This is a genomic window from Janthinobacterium sp. FW305-129 (assembly GCF_020858115.1).
Classification (GTDB): domain Bacteria; phylum Pseudomonadota; class Gammaproteobacteria; order Burkholderiales; family Burkholderiaceae_D; genus Janthinobacterium.
Window position 1 is genome coordinate 149,132 of record NZ_JACYMM010000001.1, and the last position, 18,520, is coordinate 167,651.

An 18,520-nucleotide genomic window follows, 5' to 3' on the forward strand; every position below is an offset into this window, starting at 1 on the left:
CAATATGCTGACTATCACACGCAAGCTCGAATTCGACGCGGGCCACCGCATTCCCGACCACAAAAGCCAGTGCCGCAACCTGCACGGCCACCGCTACACGGTGGAAATCACCCTGGTCGGCAAGGTCATCGAAGCGGAAGGCAATTCCGACAACGGCATGATCATGGACTTTTCCGACGTCAAGACGCTGGCCAAGCAGCACCTGGTCGACGTCTGGGACCACGCCTTCCTCGTCTACGAGAAGGACACGGCCGTGCGCGATTTCCTGGCCAGCCTGCCCGACCATAAAACCGTCGTCATCGACCGCATCCCGACCGTGGAAAACCTGGCGCGCATCGCCTTCGAGATCCTGAAAGCGGCCTTTACCGACCATTTCGGCACGGGCTTGCACCTGCATAAGCTGGTGCTGCATGAAACGCCGAATTGCTGGGCAGAAGTGACCGATGACTGAAACGCACGCTGGCGCGCAGGACGCGCGCTACATGCAGCTGGCCCTGGAGCAGGCCCAGCACGCGTGGGATCTGGGTGAAGTGCCCGTGGGCGCCGTCGTCGTCAAGGATGGCGAAGTCATCGCCGTGGGCTACAACCAGCCCATCGGCCGCCACGACCCCACGGCGCACGCGGAAGTCATGGCCTTGCGCGCGGCCGCCGAAAAGCTGGGCAACTACCGCTTGCCCGGCTGCGAGCTGTACGTGACCCTGGAACCGTGCGTGATGTGCTCGGGCGCCATGCTGCATGCACGGCTGGCGCGCGTCGTGTACGGCGCGGGCGACCCGAAGACGGGCGCCTGCGGTTCCGTGCTGAACCTGTTCGAGCAGCCGGCGCTGAACCACCAGACGGCCATCGCAGGGGGCGTGCTGGCCGACGAGTGCGGCGCTTTCCTCAAGCGTTTCTTTGCCGAGCGCCGCCGCGCGCAGGCGGACGCGCGCAAGCTGGCCCATCCTCCGGCCTGATTTCGGCCCAGGCAGGGCCGTCATAGCCTTGTCCCGCGTGCCAGCCGTGCCAGCCACCCCGGCTGGCATTTTTTATAATTGTTGCGAAATAACATCTGTATAGACCACTTTGCCATTCTCAAACGAGAATGATTCGTGTTACAGTATTGTTTTCGCCAGCAAACTTTCCTTATGCATCGTTAACACTTTCGTTATCGATCCGGGTTCAAGAGCCAGCCTCCACTCTTAAACCGGATCATCATGACTACAGTGCTTCTGCAGCGCTCCGCTGCGCCCGTCGTATCTCCCGTTCCTGCCCGCCGCCACAACCTCGTGTTGCGTGCCGCCTTGCTGGGCTTGTTCGCCGCGCCGCTGCTGCCTGCCGTGGCGCAAACGGCCGCCATCAACGCGGGCACGGCAGCCCAGGAACCGGCCAGGCTGCCTGTCTTCCCGGAAATCGTCGTCAACGCCAAGCAGGATTACGAACGCCGCGCGGGCACCAAGACGGTGATCCGCAGTGACGACCTGGAGCGCCGCAACGTGACGGACATGGCCGGCATCGTGCGCTATCAGCCGCTGATCAGCACGCCAATGGCGGCCTCGGGCGGCGGCGGCATCTGGGATGGCGCGGGCAACACCGGTTACAACATCCGCGGCCTGGAAGGCAACCGGGTCAGCCTGGAACTCGACGGTATTTCCCTGCCCGATGCCGCACCGAAGCCGGACAGCACTACCCTCAACGCGTTTGGCATGGGCCGCGATTATTTCGATCCAGAAACTTTCCGCGAAGTGCGCATCGATTCGGGCACGACGGCCGTCAGCGGCGCCAATCCCGGCCTGGGCGGCGGCGTGGCCTTCATCACCAAGTCGCCCGAGGATTTCCTGGGCGAAGGGGTGGACCATTACGTGGCGTATAAGTATGGCCGCGCCACGGCCGACCGCAGCAATGCGCACACCCTGACGGGCGCCGCCAAAATCGGCGCCAATCTGCAGGGCCTGGCCGTGTACGTGCACCGCGACGGCGAGCAGCTTGACAGCCGCGGCAGCGCCACCGTCAACCCGGATGACTGGCATTCGAACGCCTTGCTGTCGAAGCTGGTGTGGGCCTTGCCGGGCGAACAAAAGCTGGACTTGACGGTCGACATGTTCGAACGCAAGAACAAGCGCGACCTCAACAATAAAGTCAGCGCCATGTACCCGGACGGCGTGCAGCAGGATTCCACCACCAAGCGCACCCGCGTCAGCCTGGGCCACGAGGTGGTGCTGAAGGATTTCGCCCTGTTCGACCGCCTGACCTCGAAAGTCTACCTGCAGAATGCGAAGATCGAGGACAAGAGCAAGGGGCGCTATGTCTACCGCGGCAATGCCCAGCGCGCCATCGACACCAGCTTCAAGAATGACAGCATCGGCTTGAGTTCGGAAGCGTTCAAGCAGCTCAACGCGGACAACGCGCTGCTGTACGGCGTGCAGCTGGAACAGGCCAAATCGCGCCGGCCCTGGATGGAAGACCGCACCCTCATCGCCACGGGCGAGCACCAGATCACGCGCAAGAACCGCATGGCCGACATGGATGTCACCAAGCTGGCCCTGTACGTGCGCGACGACCTCAGTTTCGACCTGGGCGGCAAGAAAGCCGTGCTGACGCCGGGCCTGCGTGCCGACTACCGCAAGCTGGAGCCGAAAAACCTGCAGAACTACCTGATCGGCGTGCCGAATGCGGCCAAGGAAGTGCGCAAGGAGAGCGATTCCTACTTCACGCCGAGCCTGAGCCTGTCCGTGGAAGTGCTGCCGCAAATGCAAGCCTACGCCACGTTCACGCGCGGCACGCGCCTGCCGACGGCGATCGAACGCACGGGTACCTATGATTCCATCAGCTATACGGGCACGGGTAATGGCTATGCCGTGCTGGGCAATCCGAATCTGGGCAAGGAAACCAGCAAGGCATATGAACTGGGGCTGAAAGGCGACGTGACCAGGGGCTTGAGCATGCAGGCGTCCGTCTACCAGACGGAGTACAAGAATATGATCGAGTACGTGGCGCAAGAGCTGGATCCGGTGAATTACCCGACCCTCACCCTGGGCCTGTTCCGTCCGGAAAACATTGGCAATGCGCGCACCTGGGGCGCCGAGCTGAGCCTGCGCGCGGAGCTGGGCGCCTGGTTGCCCGCCATGCAGGGCTACCGCGTCGACCTGGCCACGGGCGTGGCCAAGGGCCGCTCTTTCAATACCCTGACGGGCGACAGCGGCGGCCTGGCCTCGGTGGCGCCGGCCAAGACGGCCCTGACCTTCGGCTATGACCATGCGAACAAGTTGTTCGGCCTGGAACTGACGGCGCTGCATGCCGGCGAGAAACAGGCGCCGAACGATTTGCTGATGGGCGGGATCGCGCCGCTCTTCAAGGTGCCGTCGTACACCATCTTCGACCTGTCGACCTACTGGAACGTGCACAAGAACGCCAAGATCATCGTCGGCGTGTACAACTTGACGGATCGCAAGTACTGGGATTACGCCGCCGCGCGCAGCCTGGCCGCCGGCACCACGGCTGCCAGCCGCGCCGAGATCGAGCGCTACGCCAGGCCGGGCCGCAACGTCGCCGCCAGCCTCAGCGTGAACTTCTGAATTTTTACCGGGGAGGGGCGCCTGCCCCTCTTTTTTTCCATGTTTGATTGAATGGTCTCTCTATGAAGTTATCCAAACTCGTTCTATCCCTGCTAGGCAGCCTGCTGATTGCAAACGCATATGCGGCCCCAGCCACCCTGGCGGAACGCTGGTCCACCTTGCGCACGGAGCAGCCGAAGCTGCAGATCCGCGACGCGGCGCGCGCGCTGGGTGTATCCGAAGCGCAATTGCTGGCAACCAACATCGGCAAGGGCGTCACGCGCCTGCAGGCGGACGGCAACCAGCCGCGCGAAATCATGCGCGCCGCGCTGGACCTGGGCCTCGTGCAAGCGATCACGCGCAATGAAAACGGCGTCATCGAAACGACGGGCGTCGCCAGCAAATTCAAGCAGGCGGGCGACAAGTCCGAGCAGGCCGACGCCAAGGACCCGGAAACGGCAGCGCGCCAGCGCAATATCGCCGGCGGCTACCTGGGCGGCCAGATCGACCTGCGTTTCCACTTTGAAAACTGGAAATACGCATTTGCGGTAGAACAAGCAGGCCGCGATGGCAAGCCGACGCGCAGCCTGCAGTTTTTCGACGCCAACGGCACGGCCGTGCACAAGATTTACCTGCGCAACGAGCCGGGCGTGGCCGTCTACGATAAATTGGTGGCGACTTTCCGCATGCCCCAGCAAAGCGCTGAATTGAACGTGCTGGCCGTGGCGCCGAAAGCGGCGGAAAAGCCGGACAGCGAAATAGACGTCAAGGAATTCCAGTTGGCCTGGAAAGACATGACGGACGTGCACCAGTTTGCGCAAATCATGCGCGAATTCCACCTGTCGCGCGAACAGGCGCTGCGCCTGGCGCCGGCCGGCGTGGTCGAGCGCGTGACGCCGCAAGCGCTGCGCACCCTGCTGGAAAACGCGGCCAGGGACAAGGTCGCCATCATGGTATTCCTGGGCAATGAAGGCTTGACGCAGATCTACAGCGGCAAGATCGAGAAAACCATGGCCGCCGGCGGCTTCTTCAACGTGCTCGACCCGGATTTTAATTTGCACATCCGCGACACGGCCCTGCGCAGCGGCTGGATCGTCAAGCGCGGCGGCGTCACTTCCGTCGAATTCTTCGACAACGACGGCACGCAAGTGGTCTCCTTCTTCGGCGTGCGCGAGCGGGGCAAACCGCAGCCGCAAAGCTGGGTGGACCTGGCCGATAGTCTGCCAAAGGCAAAATAAGGTTTTTTGCAAGTTGATGAGTATCAGCACGTGACAGAGCCGTAGCGAGCGGAAGCGAATTGTGGTCGAGAAGCGCAACCGTACTTTAGGTACGGTGAGCATCGCAGGCCGCAAGTCGCGACGCGCAGTAGGTTATGTCATGTGCGAGCAGAGCAACACTTCAGCTGGGTGCCGCGTGCCGGTCTCATGTCTGAAGCACAATAGTGGTATGCTGATTGCAAGGCCGCAGCGATCGTGTCTGCGTGCTGGTTCCTGAAGAGAGGCAATCATGGCAACCATCATGGCGAACGGCCTCAACATAGCTTATGAAAGCCACGGCAACCCCGATGACCCGTGCGTGCTGCTGGTCATGGGGCTGGGCATGCAGCTGATCGCCTGGCCGGCGGACTTCGTCGAAGGCATCGTGGAACAGGGCTTTCGCGTCCTGCGTTTCGACAACCGCGACAGCGGCCTGTCGAGCAAGATGGCGCTGGCGGGCAAACCGTATCTGCCCTTGGCCTACGTGAAAAACCTGCTGGGCTGGCCCCTGAAAACTTCCTACACCTTGAATGACATGGCGGACGACGCGCTGGGCTTGCTGGCGGCCCTGCGCATTGCCCAGGCGCATGTGATCGGCGTGTCGATGGGTGGCATGATCGCGCAAGTGATGGCGGCGCGCGCGCCGCTGCAAGTGCTCAGTTTGACCTCCATCATGTCGAGCAGCGGCCGGCGCGGCTTGCCCGGCCCCACGCGGGCGGCGCGCAATGCCTTGTTACAACGGCCGAAGCGCAATGCCAGCCGCGCCGAACTGATGGCGCACATGGCCGCCACCGTGCGCGTCATCGGCAGTCCCGCCTATCCCGTCTCGGAAAAACTGCTGTACCAGCGCATCGAAGCGGCGTTGCAGCGGGGCAGCTGCCCCGAAGGCGTGGCGCGGCAAATGGTGGCGATCGCCGCCTCGGGCGAACGCACGGCCTTGCTGCCGAGCATCAGTTGCCCGGCGCTGGTGATCCATGGCGCGGCCGACCCCTTGATCCCCGTCGCCTGCGGCATCGATACGGCGGCGCTGATTCCGGGCGCGCGGCTGGAAGTGATCGAAGGCATGGGGCACGACATGCCGCCCCAGCTGATCGAGCGCCTGCTCGCCTTGATCGATGTGCATCTGCAAGGTAAGATGGCGCCCCAGATGCGCTCCCAGCCAGCCTAGGCGCGCCCACCATTTTTGAAGGCACGGGCATTTTGAAGACACCTGAAATTGGCATCGCCATCGTGGCGCCGGGCGGTTGCGCGCCCGATGACGCGGCCGTGGCGCGCGGCATCGCCCGCCTGCAGGCGCAAGGCGCCACCGTCCACAATTACTACGACCCCGAACACAGCTTCCAGCGCTTCGGCGGCACGGATGCGGGCCGCCTGGCGCAGCTGAACGCGGCAGCCGCCGACCCGGACGTGCAAGTGGTGCTGGCCTTGCGCGGCAGCTATGGCATCAGCCGCATCCTGCCCGACATCGACTTTACCGCCATGGCCGCCAGCCGCAAGCTGTTCGTCGGCTACAGCGACTTCACGGCCTTCCACATGGGCTTGCTGGCCAAGACGGGCCGCGCCAGCTTTGCCGGGCCCATGGTCTGTGATGATTTTACGCGCGACGAGCCAGAGCAATTTACGCTCGACCAGCTGTGGTCATGCCTGGCCGGTCCCATGCACACGGTCACGGGCGTGTCTGCCGGCAATCCGCAGGTCGAGGCGGTGGGCACCTTGTGGGGCGGCAACCTGGCCATGCTCGTGCACTTGCTCGGCACGCCATATTTCCCGCAGGTCGATGGCGGCATCCTGTTCCTGGAAGACGTCAACGAACACCCGTACCGGGTCGAGCGCATGCTGCTGCAATTGCTGCATGCGGGCGTACTGCAGCGCCAGCAGGCCATCGTGCTGGGCGACTTTTCCGCCTATAAATTGAGCCCGATGGACAAGGGCTACGATTTCGACGCCATGCTGGCCTACGTGCGCGCTCGCCTGCCCGTGCCCGTGCTGACGGGACTGGAATTCGGCCACATCCGCCGGCGGGTCACCTTGCCCTTCGGCGGCCAGGCGCGGCTGCAATCGGATGCGTCCGGCTTCAGTCTGCAGGTGAGCGACTACCCGACCCTGGCCCGCCCCTGAACGCCGCCTTGGACTCGATGCACGCCAGGCCCGGCAGGCTGCTGCAGCTCGACGTGCTGCGTGGCATCGCCGTGTTTGGCATCTTGCTGGTGAATATCTGGTCGTTCGCCTGGGGCAGCCTGTCCTTGCGCTACGGCACCTTGCCCGCGCAGCCGCCCGTGCTGGACCAGCTCGTCATTTTCGGCGTGGCGGCGCTGGCGCAATTGAAGTTTTACCCCATCTTCGCGTTTCTGTTTGGCGCCGGATTTGCCCTGCAGACACGTTCGCTGCGGCGCCAGCTGGGCAGCTGGGGCGCGGCGCAAGCGGCCTACCGGCGCCGTTTGCGCTGGCTGCTCGTGTTCGGCCTGCTGCACGGTTTCCTCATCTGGAGCGGCGATGTGCTCACCTCATATGCGGTGGCCGGCATGCTGATCCTGTCCCTGGCATCCGCCAGGCTCAGCCGCGTGCGCAACCGCGCCTGGCTGGTGGCGGGCGGTTTTCTGCTGTTCATGTGTTTGCTCATTCCCGTGAGCCAGCAGGGCGGCGCGCCGGATACGGCGCAGGATTTGCAAAACTTCGCCGCCCGCTACGCGACCTACACGCAAGGCGGCGTGTGGGCCGTGGCCAGGCTGCGCGCGAACGATTTCCTCGTCTCCGTGCTGTCCTCGGTCGTCATGCTGCCGCATATCGTCGTGCTGTTCCTGCTGGGCATCTTGTCCGTGCGTTGCGGCTGGCTGACGCAGCCGCAGCGCCACCAGCGCCTGTGGCGCCGCGTGCGCGCCGTGGGGCTGGGCGCGGGCTTGCCGTTCAACCTGCTGGCGGCGGGCGCCATTGCCTGGCAGGTGGCTGATCCATATCAAACCGTGTTTGACACGGCCCTGTTCGAAGTGGGCCTGTTCGCCGGCGGCCCCGTGCTGGCGGCCGGTTACGTGGCCGCGCTGATGCTGGCCGGTCCCTTCATGCTGCGCTGGCTGGGGTCGTGGCTGGCACCCGTGGGACGCATGGCGCTGAGCAATTACCTGCTGCAATCGTTGATCGGTACCTGGCTGCTGCAGGGGCCTGGGCTGGGCTGGGGCGCCACGTTGCGCCCCATCGAGATGCTGGGCCTGGCCCTGGCGATCATGGCGGGGCAGGTGCTGCTGAGCCGCTACTGGCTCAGATACTTCCGCCAGGGGCCGATGGAAGCGCTGTGGCGCCGGCTGGCGCGCCTGCCTTAATCCGTACCCCAGTCGAATGTACTTTGCGCCGCGGCCGGCGGCGGCGCCTTGGCCCTGGCGGACGGCACCAGCGGATTATCGACGGCATGCCATTCGAACAGGTCCGCGTCGAGCATGCAGGTGCGCGCCAGGTGCAGCGCCTGCTCGGGTGTCAGGGCGGGGTCCAGCCAGCGGTGCGCGTCTTCCCGGCTGACGGCCACGGGGCGGCGGTCGTGGATATCGACCATGCCGCCCAGGCTGTCGGCCGTCACCAGCACGAAACCCGCTTCTTCCCGGTTGTGCTTGTACGGCCCGAACTGGGCCAGCGCCAGCAGGAACAGGCGCGCGCGGTCGCGGCGGTGGATGTGCCACGGCTGCTTGCTGCCTTTTTCCCCCGTCCATTCATACCAGCCATCGACGCAGACGATGCCGCGCCCCGCGCGCAGCAGCGGTTTCCAGTAGGCGCCGGCCAGTTTTTCCAGCCGGGCATTGATGGCGATGGGGATTTTTTTCTTGCCGGGCGCCGGCACGGCTTGCGCGGCCCAGGCGGGCCGGTAGCCCCAGAAGACGTCGTCAACCCGGTGCTGGCCATCCTGGATGTGCAGCACGGGCCGGTAGGTGCCGGGCGACACGTTCAGGTGCGGCTCGGCCTCGCTGTCGAACACCGCGTCGGTCCAGCCGAAGGACGACGCCAGCACGCGCGCCGTGTCATTTTGATCGAATCGTCCACACATGGGGAAATCATACCCGATCGTTTGCTGGCATGAGCGCGGCGCACACCCTTTTCGTGAGTGTGGTCAAACGTACAGACCTGGGCGGCCGCAAGGCGCACAGTGGAAGCCAGTCAGGTTCCTGACGCTATTCTTGCATCGGAGGAATTATGCCTTTTGAAAATCCCACCATCCACAAAGGTTTTACCATCAGCGCCACGGCCAGCCAGCGCCGCGATGGCCGCTGGGTCGGCTCGTACATCAGCCAGAACCAGGCGTGCGGGGCGTATGCGGATACCTGCGATTACGACGATTGCAGCAACGAAAAAGAGGCGCAGCAACTGGCGCTGTCCGTCGGCTGGCGCCTGGCCGATGGCATGCAGGCGCGCTGACGCAGCTTGCCGGTCAGCGCTTGCGCCGCAGGGCCAGCAGCAAGCCGGCCACGGGGAAGAGCAGGGCGGTACCCAGCCGTACGGAGGTCAGCGTGGCGGCCTCCGCGCCCACCGCATGCGGCAAGGCCAGCAGCAGCAGGGGCGGGGGGACGGCGATGGCAAAGAAAAACAGGTACCACGAATAGCCATTCTTCTTGGCCAGCAAGGCGATCAGGGCGCAGCCGACGAGGAAGACCAGCGGCAAATTCACATATTCCATATTCTGCGTTTTCATCCGGGAAAGCGCGTCATTATACGCGCGCCCAGGGCGGCCGGATGAGCTTGCCAGCGTCAGTTGCCGACGAAATCCGGCGGCTGCGGCGCCTGCGTACCAGCCTGCGTATCCGCCAGTGGCGCATCGGCCGGCAGCAGCGCCTTGATGGCGCCGTTATAGATGAGTTCCTGGGCATACGCCGACGCCTCGATCAAGGCCGCATGCACGGACTTGAAACTGCTGGGCGTTTCAATCAGCACGGGCTTGGCGTACACCTGCAGCGTATCGCCGCGCTTGCTGATCAAGATCATGCCCCGGTAGCGCCCATCCTTCTCCAGCGCCCCCGCCACATGAAATTCATAGCCCCTGATCTGGTGTCTTTGTTCCTGATCCATGTCTCCCGCCTCCAGACCTGATTGTGGTGGCTCAGACCTTTTTGAGCGTATCGAACAGCAGAGTGTTTGATTTGTATCAATACGTCCCTTGAACGCATTCAACTAGCGTATCGACGCTTGCTGCAAGCGTAGCGAGCGGCGGCGATTTGTGGCCGAGAAGCGCAACCGTACATAAGTACGGTGAGCATCGCAGGCCGCAAAGCGCCCCGCGCAGCCGATTTGGCCAGCCGTCATCACCCAGCGCGAATGGCGCGGATCTGCTGGGCGGTTTCTTCGATCTCGCGATACGCTTCCTGGATATAGCCATTGATCGGATGCCCATCCATCCACTCGAAATACGCGCGCTCGTCGTGTTTGATGGCAAAAGGGACGTGGTGGTCGCGTATCGACTCGGCCGTCTCGCGCACCAGCGAGGCAAAAAGCAGCTCCAGAGTTTCCATGATGGTCACCTTGCGGGACAGGAATGCAGAGTATTCAATGTAGCACAAAGCGCGCTGCCGCCCACGCCGGCGCTGATGCCGTGCGCGCCTGTCGGTCGTCCCTTCCTCAGGCCGGATGGCCGATATGCTCGTACAGGATCACGCAGCCGATGACGATCAGCACCAGGCCGCCCACCAGTTCGGCGCGCCGCCCGGCGATGGTGCCCAGTACGCGGCCCAGCATCACGCCCAGGGTCACCATGACGAAGGTGGAAAAGCCGATGGCGGCGGCCGTGACGACGATGTTGGCGCCCAGCAAGGCCAGGCCGGCGCCCACGACCATGGCGTCGATGCTGGTGGCCAGGCCCGTGACGGCCAGCACCCAGAACGAGTGCGATTGCGCGGGGGCTTCTTCCTCGTCGGCGTCGGAGAGGGCATTGCGTATCATCAACAGGCCGATGATGCCCAGCAGGCTGAAGGCGATCCAGTGGTCCCACGCTTCCACGTAGGGCGCGGCCACGCTGCCCAGGGCCCAGCCGATGAGGGGCGTGATGGCTTCGATGACGCCAAAGATCAGGCCCGTGCGCAGCGCCTCGCGCCATTGCGGCTTGTGCAGGGCGGCGCCCTTGCCCACGGCGGCCGCGAAGGCATCGGTGGACATGGCAAGCGAGAGGGCGGCGGTGGCGGCGAAATTCATCGTTGGCTTTCTGTAAAACCTGGCTGGGATGTATGTATGAACTAGAAACCCGGCGATTTTACCCTACGTACAGCACCACCAGCGAGGCCAGCAGGCAATAGGCGCCAAAGAAATGCCAGCGGCCCTGTTCCAGCCAGCGCGACAGCCAGCGCAGGGCCAGCAAGCCGGCCAGGAACGACAGCAGCATGCCCAGCAGGCTGGGTCCCAGCAGGTGCAGCAGGCTGTTGCCGTGTTCCAGATGGTCCAGGCTGCCATTTGCCACGGCCTGGTAAAAGCGCCAGCCTTCCTTGACGAGCACGGCCGGCGTCAGCACGACGGCCAGGGCGAAGCTGAATTCCTCCGCGCGGCGCTGCGGCACGCCCATGGCGATGCCGGCCGAAATGGTGGCGCCCGAGCGGGAAAAGCCGCGGAAGGGCAGGCACAGGCCTTGCACGGCGCCGATCAGCATCGCCTTGCCGATGGACAAGGTGCCATGCTGGCGTGCCTGCAGGCGCGACGACACAATGATCAGCACGCCAGCGGCAGCCAGGGCGGCAGCCATCAGTTTCGCATTGCCGAACAGGTGCTCGATTTCAAAGCCGGGCGCATCCTTGCTCATGACGTGGGTGATTCCCTTGAGCAAGCCGAAGCCGACGATGCCCGTCAGGGCCGTGGCGGCCGCCAGCAGCAGCACATTGCGGCGGAAGGCGGTGGCCGAACTGAAATACGTGGCGCGCCAGGATGCCCAGAAATACACGATGACGGCGAACATGGTGCCCGTATGCAGCATCACCAGCAGCATGGTCAGCTCGGGCGAGGTCGGGTCCAGTCCCATCCATTTTTCCGCCATGATGACGTGGGCGGAGCTGGACACGGGCAGCAGCTCGGCGAAACCCTGGACGATGGAAAGGATAAATAATTGCAAAAAGCTCATGGGGAAGGGACTTGGATGGAAACGCAGGGCCGCCGATTTTACCCGCCCCATCGCGCGCCTGAGCCGTGCGCGCCATTACAGTTTGTCCATGTTGGCGCAAGCGAGCAGCACGCCGAGCGCCATCAGCAGCGTGCCGATCAGCCGGTCGATGGTGCGCTGGTGCTTGACCATGCGCAAACGAAAGCTTGCTTGCGAGAAAAAGATGGCCACCAGGGCAAACCACGCGAGGTGGATGGCGGACATGCACAGGCCGTAGGCGAACTGCACACGCAATGGCGTGCCGGGCTGCACCACCTGCGTATAGGTGCTGATGACGAACAAGGTGGTTTTCGGGTTCAGGGCATTCGTCAGGAAGCCGTTGAGCAGGATCGTGCGCCGGGGCACGCTGGCGCCGCCCTGCAGGTCGATGACGAGGCCCGCGCGGTTGCTCCAGGTTTGCCAGCCGATGGCGATCAGGTACACGGCGCCAGCAAACTTGATCACCGTAAACCAGGCCGGTGAGCTGGCGATGAGCAGCCCCACGCCAAACATCGTATAGAACACGTGCACTTGCACGCCCAGCGCGATGCCGAGCGCGGCCTGCAAGCCCGCGCGGCGGCCATGCAGATAGCTGTTGCGCGTGACCATGGCGAAATCGGGGCCGGGGACGATGGCGGCCAGCAGGGTAATCAATGCAACGGCAAGCAATGCAATCATGTATCTTCCTTGGAGAATGGCGGCCGCATGGCAATCGGTGAGTATTCATCGCCTGTATGGCAAGGCACTTCGCCCTTGCCGGTGGCCTGAAGACGCATTATCCGTATAATGGCGGACGATGAAAAACGATGATATCTTGCCGATATACGTGAGAAAAAATGACAGATCATGAGCAGACAGACAGCACTCGGTAGCTTGCGTTTCTTCGAGGCGGCCGCCAGGCTGGGCAGCTTCGTCCAGGCGGCGGACGAGCTGCACGTGACGCACGGGGCGGTCAGCCGGCAAATCCGCCTGCTGGAAACGTCGCTGGGCACGCCCCTGTTCGAACGGCGCAACCGCGGCGTCTTCCTCACCGCGCCGGGCGCGCAGTTGCGCGATGCCGTCCAGCAAGCGTTCGAGCGGCTCGACGCCGCCCTCGAAGCCGTGCGCCAGCCGGTGCGTCAGGGGCCGCTGGTGGTGTCGTGCGAGCCGACGATCGCGATGAAATGGCTGATACCGCGCCTCGGCGACTTTTACCGGCGGCATCCCGAGGTGCCGCTGCACCTGTTCGCCTCGGGCGGGCCGGTGGCGTTCCAGCGCGATGCGGTGGACGTGGCGCTGCGCCGCAACGATTTTGCGTGGGATGGGGCACTGCATGCGGAAAAGGTGTGCGAGGAATGGATCGCGCCCGTGTGCGCGCCGGCCCTGCTGCGGCAAGGCCGGCTGGACCTGTCCGCGCAGCGCCTGCTGCACACGGCGTCGCGCCCGGCCGCCTGGACGCACTGGCGCGCCGCCGGCGCGGACGACGGCAGCCACGGCCACGGCGACAGCCAGACCTACGAGCATTTCTACCTGAGCCTGCAAGCGGCTTGCGCCGGCCTGGGCGTGGCGATCGGCTCCATCTTCATGGTGCGCGAAGAGATCGACAGCGGGCGTCTGGTCGCGCCCCTGGGTTTCCGGCGCGACGGCAGCGGCTATTTCCTGCTGTCGCCGCTGCCATTCGACGGCGATGCGCGCCGCACCACCTTGCTGCGCTGGCTGCGCGAGCAGATGGGGCAGGCGCTGCCGGTGGCGTAGCCGTCCTGCTTACTGGGGCGCGGCGGCCGGCTTGAACACGGCGCGGAACGCTTTTAACGCTGCCGGATGGTAGATGGTGCCATGGGTTTCGGCCGGCATCTTTTCCTGGTGCCACTGCAAGCCGGAAGGTGCCTGTTTTGCCAGCACGTCGGCCAGGCGCTGCACTTCCACGGCAATGCCCGCTTCGCTGCTGGACGCCAGGTACAGGCTGTGCTTGCCTGGCTTGCCCTTGGCCAGCAACTCCGCCGCCTGGCGCGGCAGGGCGCCCTGGTTCCACCACAGGCTGGGGTCGAAGGCCAGGTAATGGTCGAACAGCTGCGGTTCCAGCAGATAGGTTTCCACCACGAACAGGCCCCCCAGCGATTCGCCGACGATGGCCGTCTCGCCCGTCGTGCGGTAGCGGCGCTTGACTTCCGGCATCAGTTCATCACGGATGAAGGCCCGGTAGGCTTGCGAACCGCCCACGACGGGAGCGATCTTGCGGTCTGTCGCGCTGTCCGTCGGCCCCGTCAGGTCGCGCCGGCGCTGCGTGTTTTGCATGCCGACCAGCATGAACGGACGCATCGTGCCATTCGCTACCGACACTTGCAGCAAGCCGGCCACGTGTAAAAAGTCTTCGGCCACGCCGCCGTCCGGCATGTACAGCACGGGCAGCGGTGCGTCGGGCGGCGTATCCCAGGCGCGCGCCATGTACACATTGATGTGGCGTTTTTCTTTCAGCGCCTGCGAATCGATGCTGAAACTTTCGCCGATGACGAGCGGCGCGGCTGCGCTGGAGGAAGCGGCAGCGGCGGGCGCGGCATTGGCGAGGTGGAAGGAGCTGGACAGCAGCAGGGCGGCGGTGAGGTGCAGTGCAAGGCAAGAGCGGCGCATGTTTTCCTGTGATAAGTAAGTTGGATCGATGGCATGTACTCGTATAGACATGCCACCAAGCAATTCTATCTTATCTTTGATGCAGCCTTACTTGATCGTCAAGAGTTTTCGCTCGAGCACGATACCGGCCTTGTCGATCGTGTAGGCGACCAGCAGCGCGCCATCGTCGGCGCAGGCGTGGCAGGTGATCAGGGGCGTGGAAAACAGCACGCTCTGGCCGCCATCGGCCGTCGCCGTACTGCCGACGAACTCGGCGGGCGCAAACGGCATGGCATCCGGGTGGGCGGCGGTAAACGCTTGCCATGCAGGCGTGGCGCGGTCTTCCTCGCGCACGGAGTGCTCGTCGACGTCGATGGCGGCGCCATCGCTGCCGATCAGCAAGGTGCTTTCATTCGTGTTGGCGCGAAACGGATAGGTGACGGTGGCCAGCGCCACCTTGCCCAGCGGGCGCCAGGCAGAGATGTAACCTGCCATGTTTGCCCTGACCAGCATCCTGGCGGCGGCGATGGCTTGCGGGTGCGCACCGGTACGCTGCATGGTGCGCAACATGCAGACGTCGGGCGCGGAGTGCGATTGCCCGCTGCGGCAGGTTGACAGCGAGCGTTCCTGCCAGACGGCACGCGCATCGATGGGCCCCGTCTCTTCGGCATGGACGGCCTGCATGGCGACCAAACCGGAAAAGGCCAATACGGCGCAGCTGGCTACATGGCGGGAGATTGATGTGGGCATGGGGAGTCCTTTCAGTGCGGGAAACAAGGTATCGTCACCGATTATAGAAGGCGGGCCGTGCCCGCCCGCGCACCGCAGGCCCGTTCAGCGCTTCTTTGCCGCCGCCTGGCGCAGGGCCTTGGCTTCCTGCTTGTTGGGAATGTGCGGGCGCGTGGCCAGCTCAGCCTTGACGGCGGCGATGGCGGCGCCGAACTGCTGTTCGGCTTGCGCGGGGCTGGCGCCCGCATAATCCTGCTGATTGGACTGGGCGGCACGCAGCCGGCGCAGCAGCGCCAGCAATTGCCTGGCGTGCAGGGCAGGCAAGTCTAGCGCCAGCGCTTGCGCGACCACGGCGCCTTCCACATGGTCGGGATCGAGCAGGCGCAGCAAGGCCAGGCCTGCCGGCTGGGCGACGGGTGTCAGTTTGGGTTTATCCACCGGCAGTCCATAGATGAGTGAAGGATTACAGGTACTCCCAGATTTCATCGAAAGTTTCGCGCGCGAAATCGTTGCGCCACGCTTCCGAGTCCTTTTCGCGGCTGACGGCAAACGCGGCGCGCCAGGTCTGCTTCGGCGAGCTCGTGTAGGTGGCGGCGATCTTTTGCAGGCCGGCCTTGCATTGCTCGACCTTGCAGCCGCTCTTCGCCAGTTGTTTGGCGGCAGCCGCCCATGCCACTGGCACCTTGACGAGCTGGCATTCGAAGCTGACGACGGCCGTCTGCATGCCGTTTCCCACCGTCACGGGGTCGGCCTTGGTGGCCTGGCACGCGGCGCCATTCATGGCGGCGATGACGTTCGCGGCCAGCTGTTCGGCGGCAGGCGTGACGGCCGCGTGCATGGCGGCGGGGAACAGGTCGGCGATCAGCTTGCCGGTTTCTTTCGGGAATTTCTCATCCGTCTCCTTCAATCCGCTGTACGACGCGTATTCGGCGCTCTGGTGGCCCGCCAGGCGCGTGGGGCGCAGGTAGGCGTTGAGCTGGGCGACGCTCGCTTCATCGTGGTTGATGATGGTCTTGATGTACAGGTTCGCCACGTCGACGGGCGCCAGTACCACGGCGGTGTCGGCGGCAATGGCGGGCTGCGCCAGCGCCACGGCGGTAAAGGCTGCCGCCAGCAGGGCGGTACGCGATGTTGCTACTGTTTGGTGCATGTATGTTCTCCACGATTCGATGTCAGGCGCCAAAAGATGCTTTATAGCAACTCTGGCGCGCGCATTATAGATGGTGAAAGTCATAACGTTGCACACTTTAGGCGTGCGTCTTGCTCGCCGCTTGCACCAGGGCCAGCAGCAGCTCCTTGCGCCGGCCCTGGGCCTTGCGCGCCAAAGTGGCCAGTTTTTCCAGCTTGCCCCAGATGGGATACAGCATGTGCTCGACCAGATAGCCGTCCAGCCCCTGCAGTTGCTGGCAGAATAACTCCAGTTTCTCCACATCTTCCAGTTCCGCCTGGATTTTTACTTTTGCGTTATCCGTGCACGCGCGCAGGCACGCCGCCAGCACGGGAGCGGAGTCTGGCGTGACGCCATGCTTTTCGGCAAAGGCCGCCGTGAACTGGTCCTGCACGGACTGGTGTTCCTCGTCGACGTTGGCCATGTAGTGCTGCACCAGCGGGAAATAACGGGCGTCGAGCAAGCCCAGGCCGAACGTGGCGTAACTGCCGGGCATGCAATTCTTTTCGCCTTCCGTGTCGGCATAGAATTCGAATTGCTCGATGGCGGCGCGCGCATACGCTGCCAGCTGCGGCTGCAGGGCGGGATGGGCGAGGGCGTTGGCAAAGAAGCGGTGCGTGTCGGACCTGGCCAGGCCTTTCAAGGGAAGATATTCCTTGACCTTGGACTTGAGCTTGATCTGGTAGCTTTTCGGGAAACCGTTGCTCAGCAAATGCGTGATGAAGGCCAGCGCCTGCGCATACGCGCCTTCCTCTTCGCGGGCGATGCTGATGGTGATGGTGGCAAACACGTCGTTGGCGCGGCATTCCAGCTGGGCATTTTTCAGGTGGATGGCGTCGGGCGCGAAAGTGCCGCTGCCTTCCTTGAGCATGCGCACGGCCCGCTCGCTGCCCAGTTCGCGCGCGATTTCCAGGAATTTCAGGCCTGTCGATTTGGCATAGCTCGGTTCATGGCGCAAGATCATGACGGCGCCGTACAGCAGCAGGTCGATGGGCGCCAGCGCCTGCCTGTCAAGCGCCGCGCCCGTTTTCAGGGTGTATTCGGTGGCACGGTAGCTTGATTGCTGCATATCATAGAACTGCGGCAGGAACTGCTTTTCCGCCCACGCCGACACGGCCTGGATGATATCGCTGCGGTGTTCTGCCAGCGCCTGTGGCCGTGACTTGTTCAGTTGCTCGATGCGCTCGAATTGGGTGATCGTCCAGGCGATATCGGGTTGAGGGAACAGGTGGGGATCGAGCAGGTGGCGCGCCAGGAAGAAGGTTTCCAGCTTTTTCGTCGGACGGTTGCCGTGCTCGAGTTTTTGCGCGACATACGCGCGTATGTTCTCCAGCAATGTCTGGCGCTTGCCTGCGTTGACATACTCGAGCAGGTTCAGGTGCAGCATGCCCTGCGCCGTCTGGAACTTGCCGCGAAAGCTGAAGCGGTAATCGACGAAGGGCGTGTCGGCCAGTGTTTCCAGCTTCGCCCGCACGAGGGCGGCCAGCCGGGGCGCGATGCTGTCGCGCACGACGGCTTCATCGAGGCGCGATGGCGTCCTCGGTGCGACATCCTCGGTATCGGCCAGATGGAAATCGTCGGCCGTGGTGCGTCCCGGTTTGTAGTCGAGCAGGAAATCGTTAAAGATTCCCATTTGCAAGGTTGTCCGCTTCACGGCGGCTTCCAGGTCGGTGCGCTTGAGGCGCTCGGCAAACCACGCTTCGATTGCCGCCGTCATTTCCGCCGTTGCCTGTTCTTGCAGTGTGCTCATCGTCTGTTGCCTCTCCATTCATGTTGCGTTTGCGCTATTGATGCGCGGCAGTATAAAACATGCCGCCGCGGCGCGCCGCGCGCAACGGTGTCCGGGGCGGGCGAAGAGCGTGATCTTTCGCATAATGTTGCATGCCTGGCCGCTTTGCGGCGTATGGCAACGCCGCTTTTGTATTTCTGCACAGATCATCAAGTAAATGCAGGTATGGCTGGACGGAAATGTTACATCTGGGTATTCTGCGCATCTGATACTTATTTCTATACAGAAAAAGGTAAGAGGGCGGTCCACGTCCGCGGCAATGCGGCGCGCACTGCCACGCAAGGTCAGGCATGCAAAGGTGAAGTCGTCCGCTTGCTGAGCGAAACGGTCGTGTTTCGGCTCGCGGCGGGCAGGGAACAGTGCTGTCATCTT

21 protein-coding genes are annotated in these 18,520 nt (G+C 63.8%); 9 read left to right on the forward strand and 12 right to left on the reverse strand.

Annotated features, from left to right (window positions below):
• Positions 1 to 4 precede the first annotated feature (4 nt).
• The 7 genes from queD (at position 5) to IGS61_RS00675 (ending at position 8,100) form a co-directional block, all read left to right on the forward strand.
• Entirely contained in the window at positions 5 to 451 is a 447-nt protein-coding gene (gene queD / locus IGS61_RS00645) for a 6-carboxytetrahydropterin synthase QueD (RefSeq protein ID WP_035819191.1), read from the forward strand.
• Entirely contained in the window at positions 444 to 953 is a 510-nt protein-coding gene (gene tadA, locus IGS61_RS00650) for a tRNA adenosine(34) deaminase TadA (RefSeq protein WP_230537560.1), read from the forward strand. The genes queD and tadA overlap by 8 nt, the downstream gene beginning before the upstream one ends.
• A 240-nt stretch (positions 954 to 1,193) precedes the next feature.
• Positions 1,194 to 3,551, forward strand: coding sequence for a TonB-dependent hemoglobin/transferrin/lactoferrin family receptor (locus IGS61_RS00655; RefSeq protein ID WP_230537561.1), 2,358 nt, complete (start codon positions 1,194 to 1,196; stop codon positions 3,549 to 3,551).
• 62 nt (positions 3,552 to 3,613) lie between these two features.
• A complete protein-coding gene (locus IGS61_RS00660; RefSeq protein WP_230537562.1) occupies positions 3,614 to 4,768 on the forward strand; it encodes a hemin-degrading factor in 1,155 nt (384 codons plus the stop codon).
• A gap of 268 nt (positions 4,769 to 5,036) precedes the next feature.
• Complete coding sequence (locus IGS61_RS00665; RefSeq protein ID WP_230537563.1) at positions 5,037 to 5,954, forward strand: alpha/beta fold hydrolase; 918 nt, start codon at positions 5,037 to 5,039, stop codon at positions 5,952 to 5,954.
• Positions 5,955 to 5,986: 32 nt separating this feature from the next.
• Positions 5,987 to 6,904: a muramoyltetrapeptide carboxypeptidase gene (ldcA, locus tag IGS61_RS00670; RefSeq protein WP_230537564.1), complete on the forward strand. Its 918-nt coding sequence runs from the start codon at positions 5,987 to 5,989 to the stop codon at positions 6,902 to 6,904.
• Positions 6,905 to 6,921: 17 nt separating this feature from the next.
• Positions 6,922 to 8,100 (forward strand): DUF418 domain-containing protein, encoded by a 1,179-nt coding sequence (locus tag IGS61_RS00675; protein ID WP_230538345.1) that lies wholly within the window; start codon positions 6,922 to 6,924, stop codon positions 8,098 to 8,100.
• Here IGS61_RS00675 and IGS61_RS00680 read toward each other — a convergent pair.
• Positions 8,097 to 8,813: an SOS response-associated peptidase gene (locus IGS61_RS00680; RefSeq protein ID WP_230537565.1), complete on the reverse strand. Its 717-nt coding sequence runs from the start codon at positions 8,811 to 8,813 to the stop codon at positions 8,097 to 8,099. The genes IGS61_RS00675 and IGS61_RS00680 overlap by 4 nt on opposite strands.
• A gap of 146 nt (positions 8,814 to 8,959) precedes the next feature.
• Between IGS61_RS00680 and IGS61_RS00685 the strand changes: the two genes are divergently transcribed.
• Positions 8,960 to 9,181, forward strand: coding sequence for a hypothetical protein (locus IGS61_RS00685; RefSeq protein WP_230537566.1), 222 nt, complete (start codon positions 8,960 to 8,962; stop codon positions 9,179 to 9,181).
• A gap of 13 nt (positions 9,182 to 9,194) precedes the next feature.
• On the opposite strand, the gene IGS61_RS00690 is transcribed toward IGS61_RS00685, so the two are convergent.
• The 6 genes from IGS61_RS00690 to IGS61_RS00715 all read right to left on the reverse strand — a co-directional run bounded on the left by IGS61_RS00690 (position 9,195) and on the right by IGS61_RS00715 (position 12,554).
• Positions 9,195 to 9,440: a hypothetical protein gene (locus IGS61_RS00690; RefSeq protein WP_230537567.1), complete on the reverse strand. Its 246-nt coding sequence runs from the start codon at positions 9,438 to 9,440 to the stop codon at positions 9,195 to 9,197.
• A 71-nt stretch (positions 9,441 to 9,511) separates the two neighbouring features.
• Positions 9,512 to 9,829: a hypothetical protein gene (locus tag IGS61_RS00695; RefSeq protein ID WP_230537568.1), complete on the reverse strand. Its 318-nt coding sequence runs from the start codon at positions 9,827 to 9,829 to the stop codon at positions 9,512 to 9,514.
• Positions 9,830 to 10,062: 233 nt separating this feature from the next.
• Entirely contained in the window at positions 10,063 to 10,269 is a 207-nt protein-coding gene (locus tag IGS61_RS00700; protein WP_070259409.1) for a hypothetical protein, read from the reverse strand.
• 106 nt (positions 10,270 to 10,375) lie between these two features.
• Positions 10,376 to 10,945, reverse strand: a complete 570-nt coding sequence (gene mntP / locus IGS61_RS00705; protein WP_230537569.1) for a manganese efflux pump MntP — start codon at positions 10,943 to 10,945, stop codon at positions 10,376 to 10,378.
• Positions 10,946 to 11,003: 58 nt separating this feature from the next.
• Positions 11,004 to 11,858, reverse strand: coding sequence for an undecaprenyl-diphosphate phosphatase (locus IGS61_RS00710; protein ID WP_230537570.1), 855 nt, complete (start codon positions 11,856 to 11,858; stop codon positions 11,004 to 11,006).
• Between the two features lie 75 nt (positions 11,859 to 11,933).
• Positions 11,934 to 12,554, reverse strand: coding sequence for a LysE family translocator (locus IGS61_RS00715; RefSeq protein ID WP_230537571.1), 621 nt, complete (start codon positions 12,552 to 12,554; stop codon positions 11,934 to 11,936).
• A gap of 168 nt (positions 12,555 to 12,722) precedes the next feature.
• Between IGS61_RS00715 and IGS61_RS00720 the strand changes: the two genes are divergently transcribed.
• The gene (locus IGS61_RS00720; RefSeq protein WP_230537572.1) at positions 12,723 to 13,610 is read left to right on the forward strand and encodes a LysR substrate-binding domain-containing protein; all 888 of its coding nucleotides are present in this window, start codon (positions 12,723 to 12,725) and stop codon (positions 13,608 to 13,610) included.
• A gap of 9 nt (positions 13,611 to 13,619) precedes the next feature.
• Here IGS61_RS00720 and IGS61_RS00725 read toward each other — a convergent pair whose 3' ends face one another.
• The 5 genes from IGS61_RS00725 to IGS61_RS00745 all read right to left on the reverse strand — a co-directional run bounded on the left by IGS61_RS00725 (position 13,620) and on the right by IGS61_RS00745 (position 18,109).
• Positions 13,620 to 14,483 (reverse strand): alpha/beta hydrolase, encoded by an 864-nt coding sequence (locus IGS61_RS00725; RefSeq protein WP_230537573.1) that lies wholly within the window; start codon positions 14,481 to 14,483, stop codon positions 13,620 to 13,622.
• 87 nt (positions 14,484 to 14,570) lie between these two features.
• Positions 14,571 to 15,212, reverse strand: coding sequence for a hypothetical protein (locus IGS61_RS00730; RefSeq protein WP_230537574.1), 642 nt, complete (start codon positions 15,210 to 15,212; stop codon positions 14,571 to 14,573).
• An 84-nt stretch (positions 15,213 to 15,296) separates the two neighbouring features.
• A complete protein-coding gene (locus IGS61_RS00735) occupies positions 15,297 to 15,629 on the reverse strand; it encodes a hypothetical protein (protein WP_230537575.1) in 333 nt (110 codons plus the stop codon).
• Positions 15,630 to 15,654: 25 nt separating this feature from the next.
• A complete protein-coding gene (locus IGS61_RS00740; protein WP_230537576.1) occupies positions 15,655 to 16,341 on the reverse strand; it encodes a hypothetical protein in 687 nt (228 codons plus the stop codon).
• A 97-nt stretch (positions 16,342 to 16,438) separates the two neighbouring features.
• Positions 16,439 to 18,109 carry a DUF6138 family protein gene (locus tag IGS61_RS00745; RefSeq protein WP_230537577.1) on the reverse strand — a complete coding sequence of 557 codons (1,671 nt, stop codon included), beginning with the start codon at positions 18,107 to 18,109 and terminating at the stop codon, positions 16,439 to 16,441.
• Positions 18,110 to 18,520: the final 411 nt, after the last annotated feature.

Coding starts and splice junctions, on each gene's coding strand:
- queD (WP_035819191.1), top strand. CDS start 5: ATGCTGACTATCACACGCAAGCTCGAATTCGACGCGGGCCACCGCATT.
- tadA (WP_230537560.1), top strand. CDS start 444: ATGACTGAAACGCACGCTGGCGCGCAGGACGCGCGCTACATGCAGCTG.
- IGS61_RS00655 (WP_230537561.1), top strand. CDS start 1,194: ATGACTACAGTGCTTCTGCAGCGCTCCGCTGCGCCCGTCGTATCTCCC.
- IGS61_RS00660 (WP_230537562.1), top strand. CDS start 3,614: ATGAAGTTATCCAAACTCGTTCTATCCCTGCTAGGCAGCCTGCTGATT.
- IGS61_RS00665 (WP_230537563.1), top strand. CDS start 5,037: ATGGCAACCATCATGGCGAACGGCCTCAACATAGCTTATGAAAGCCAC.
- IGS61_RS00675 (WP_230538345.1), top strand. CDS start 6,922: ATGCACGCCAGGCCCGGCAGGCTGCTGCAGCTCGACGTGCTGCGTGGC.
- IGS61_RS00680 (WP_230537565.1), bottom strand. CDS start 8,813: ATGTGTGGACGATTCGATCAAAATGACACGGCGCGCGTGCTGGCGTCG.
- IGS61_RS00685 (WP_230537566.1), top strand. CDS start 8,960: ATGCCTTTTGAAAATCCCACCATCCACAAAGGTTTTACCATCAGCGCC.
- IGS61_RS00690 (WP_230537567.1), bottom strand. CDS start 9,440: ATGGAATATGTGAATTTGCCGCTGGTCTTCCTCGTCGGCTGCGCCCTG.
- IGS61_RS00695 (WP_230537568.1), bottom strand. CDS start 9,829: ATGGATCAGGAACAAAGACACCAGATCAGGGGCTATGAATTTCATGTG.
- IGS61_RS00700 (WP_070259409.1), bottom strand. CDS start 10,269: ATGGAAACTCTGGAGCTGCTTTTTGCCTCGCTGGTGCGCGAGACGGCC.
- mntP (WP_230537569.1), bottom strand. CDS start 10,945: ATGAATTTCGCCGCCACCGCCGCCCTCTCGCTTGCCATGTCCACCGAT.
- IGS61_RS00710 (WP_230537570.1), bottom strand. CDS start 11,858: ATGAGCTTTTTGCAATTATTTATCCTTTCCATCGTCCAGGGTTTCGCC.
- IGS61_RS00715 (WP_230537571.1), bottom strand. CDS start 12,554: ATGATTGCATTGCTTGCCGTTGCATTGATTACCCTGCTGGCCGCCATC.
- IGS61_RS00720 (WP_230537572.1), top strand. CDS start 12,723: ATGAGCAGACAGACAGCACTCGGTAGCTTGCGTTTCTTCGAGGCGGCC.
- IGS61_RS00725 (WP_230537573.1), bottom strand. CDS start 14,483: ATGCGCCGCTCTTGCCTTGCACTGCACCTCACCGCCGCCCTGCTGCTG.
- IGS61_RS00730 (WP_230537574.1), bottom strand. CDS start 15,212: ATGCCCACATCAATCTCCCGCCATGTAGCCAGCTGCGCCGTATTGGCC.
- IGS61_RS00740 (WP_230537576.1), bottom strand. CDS start 16,341: ATGCACCAAACAGTAGCAACATCGCGTACCGCCCTGCTGGCGGCAGCC.
- IGS61_RS00745 (WP_230537577.1), bottom strand. CDS start 18,109: ATGAGCACACTGCAAGAACAGGCAACGGCGGAAATGACGGCGGCAATC.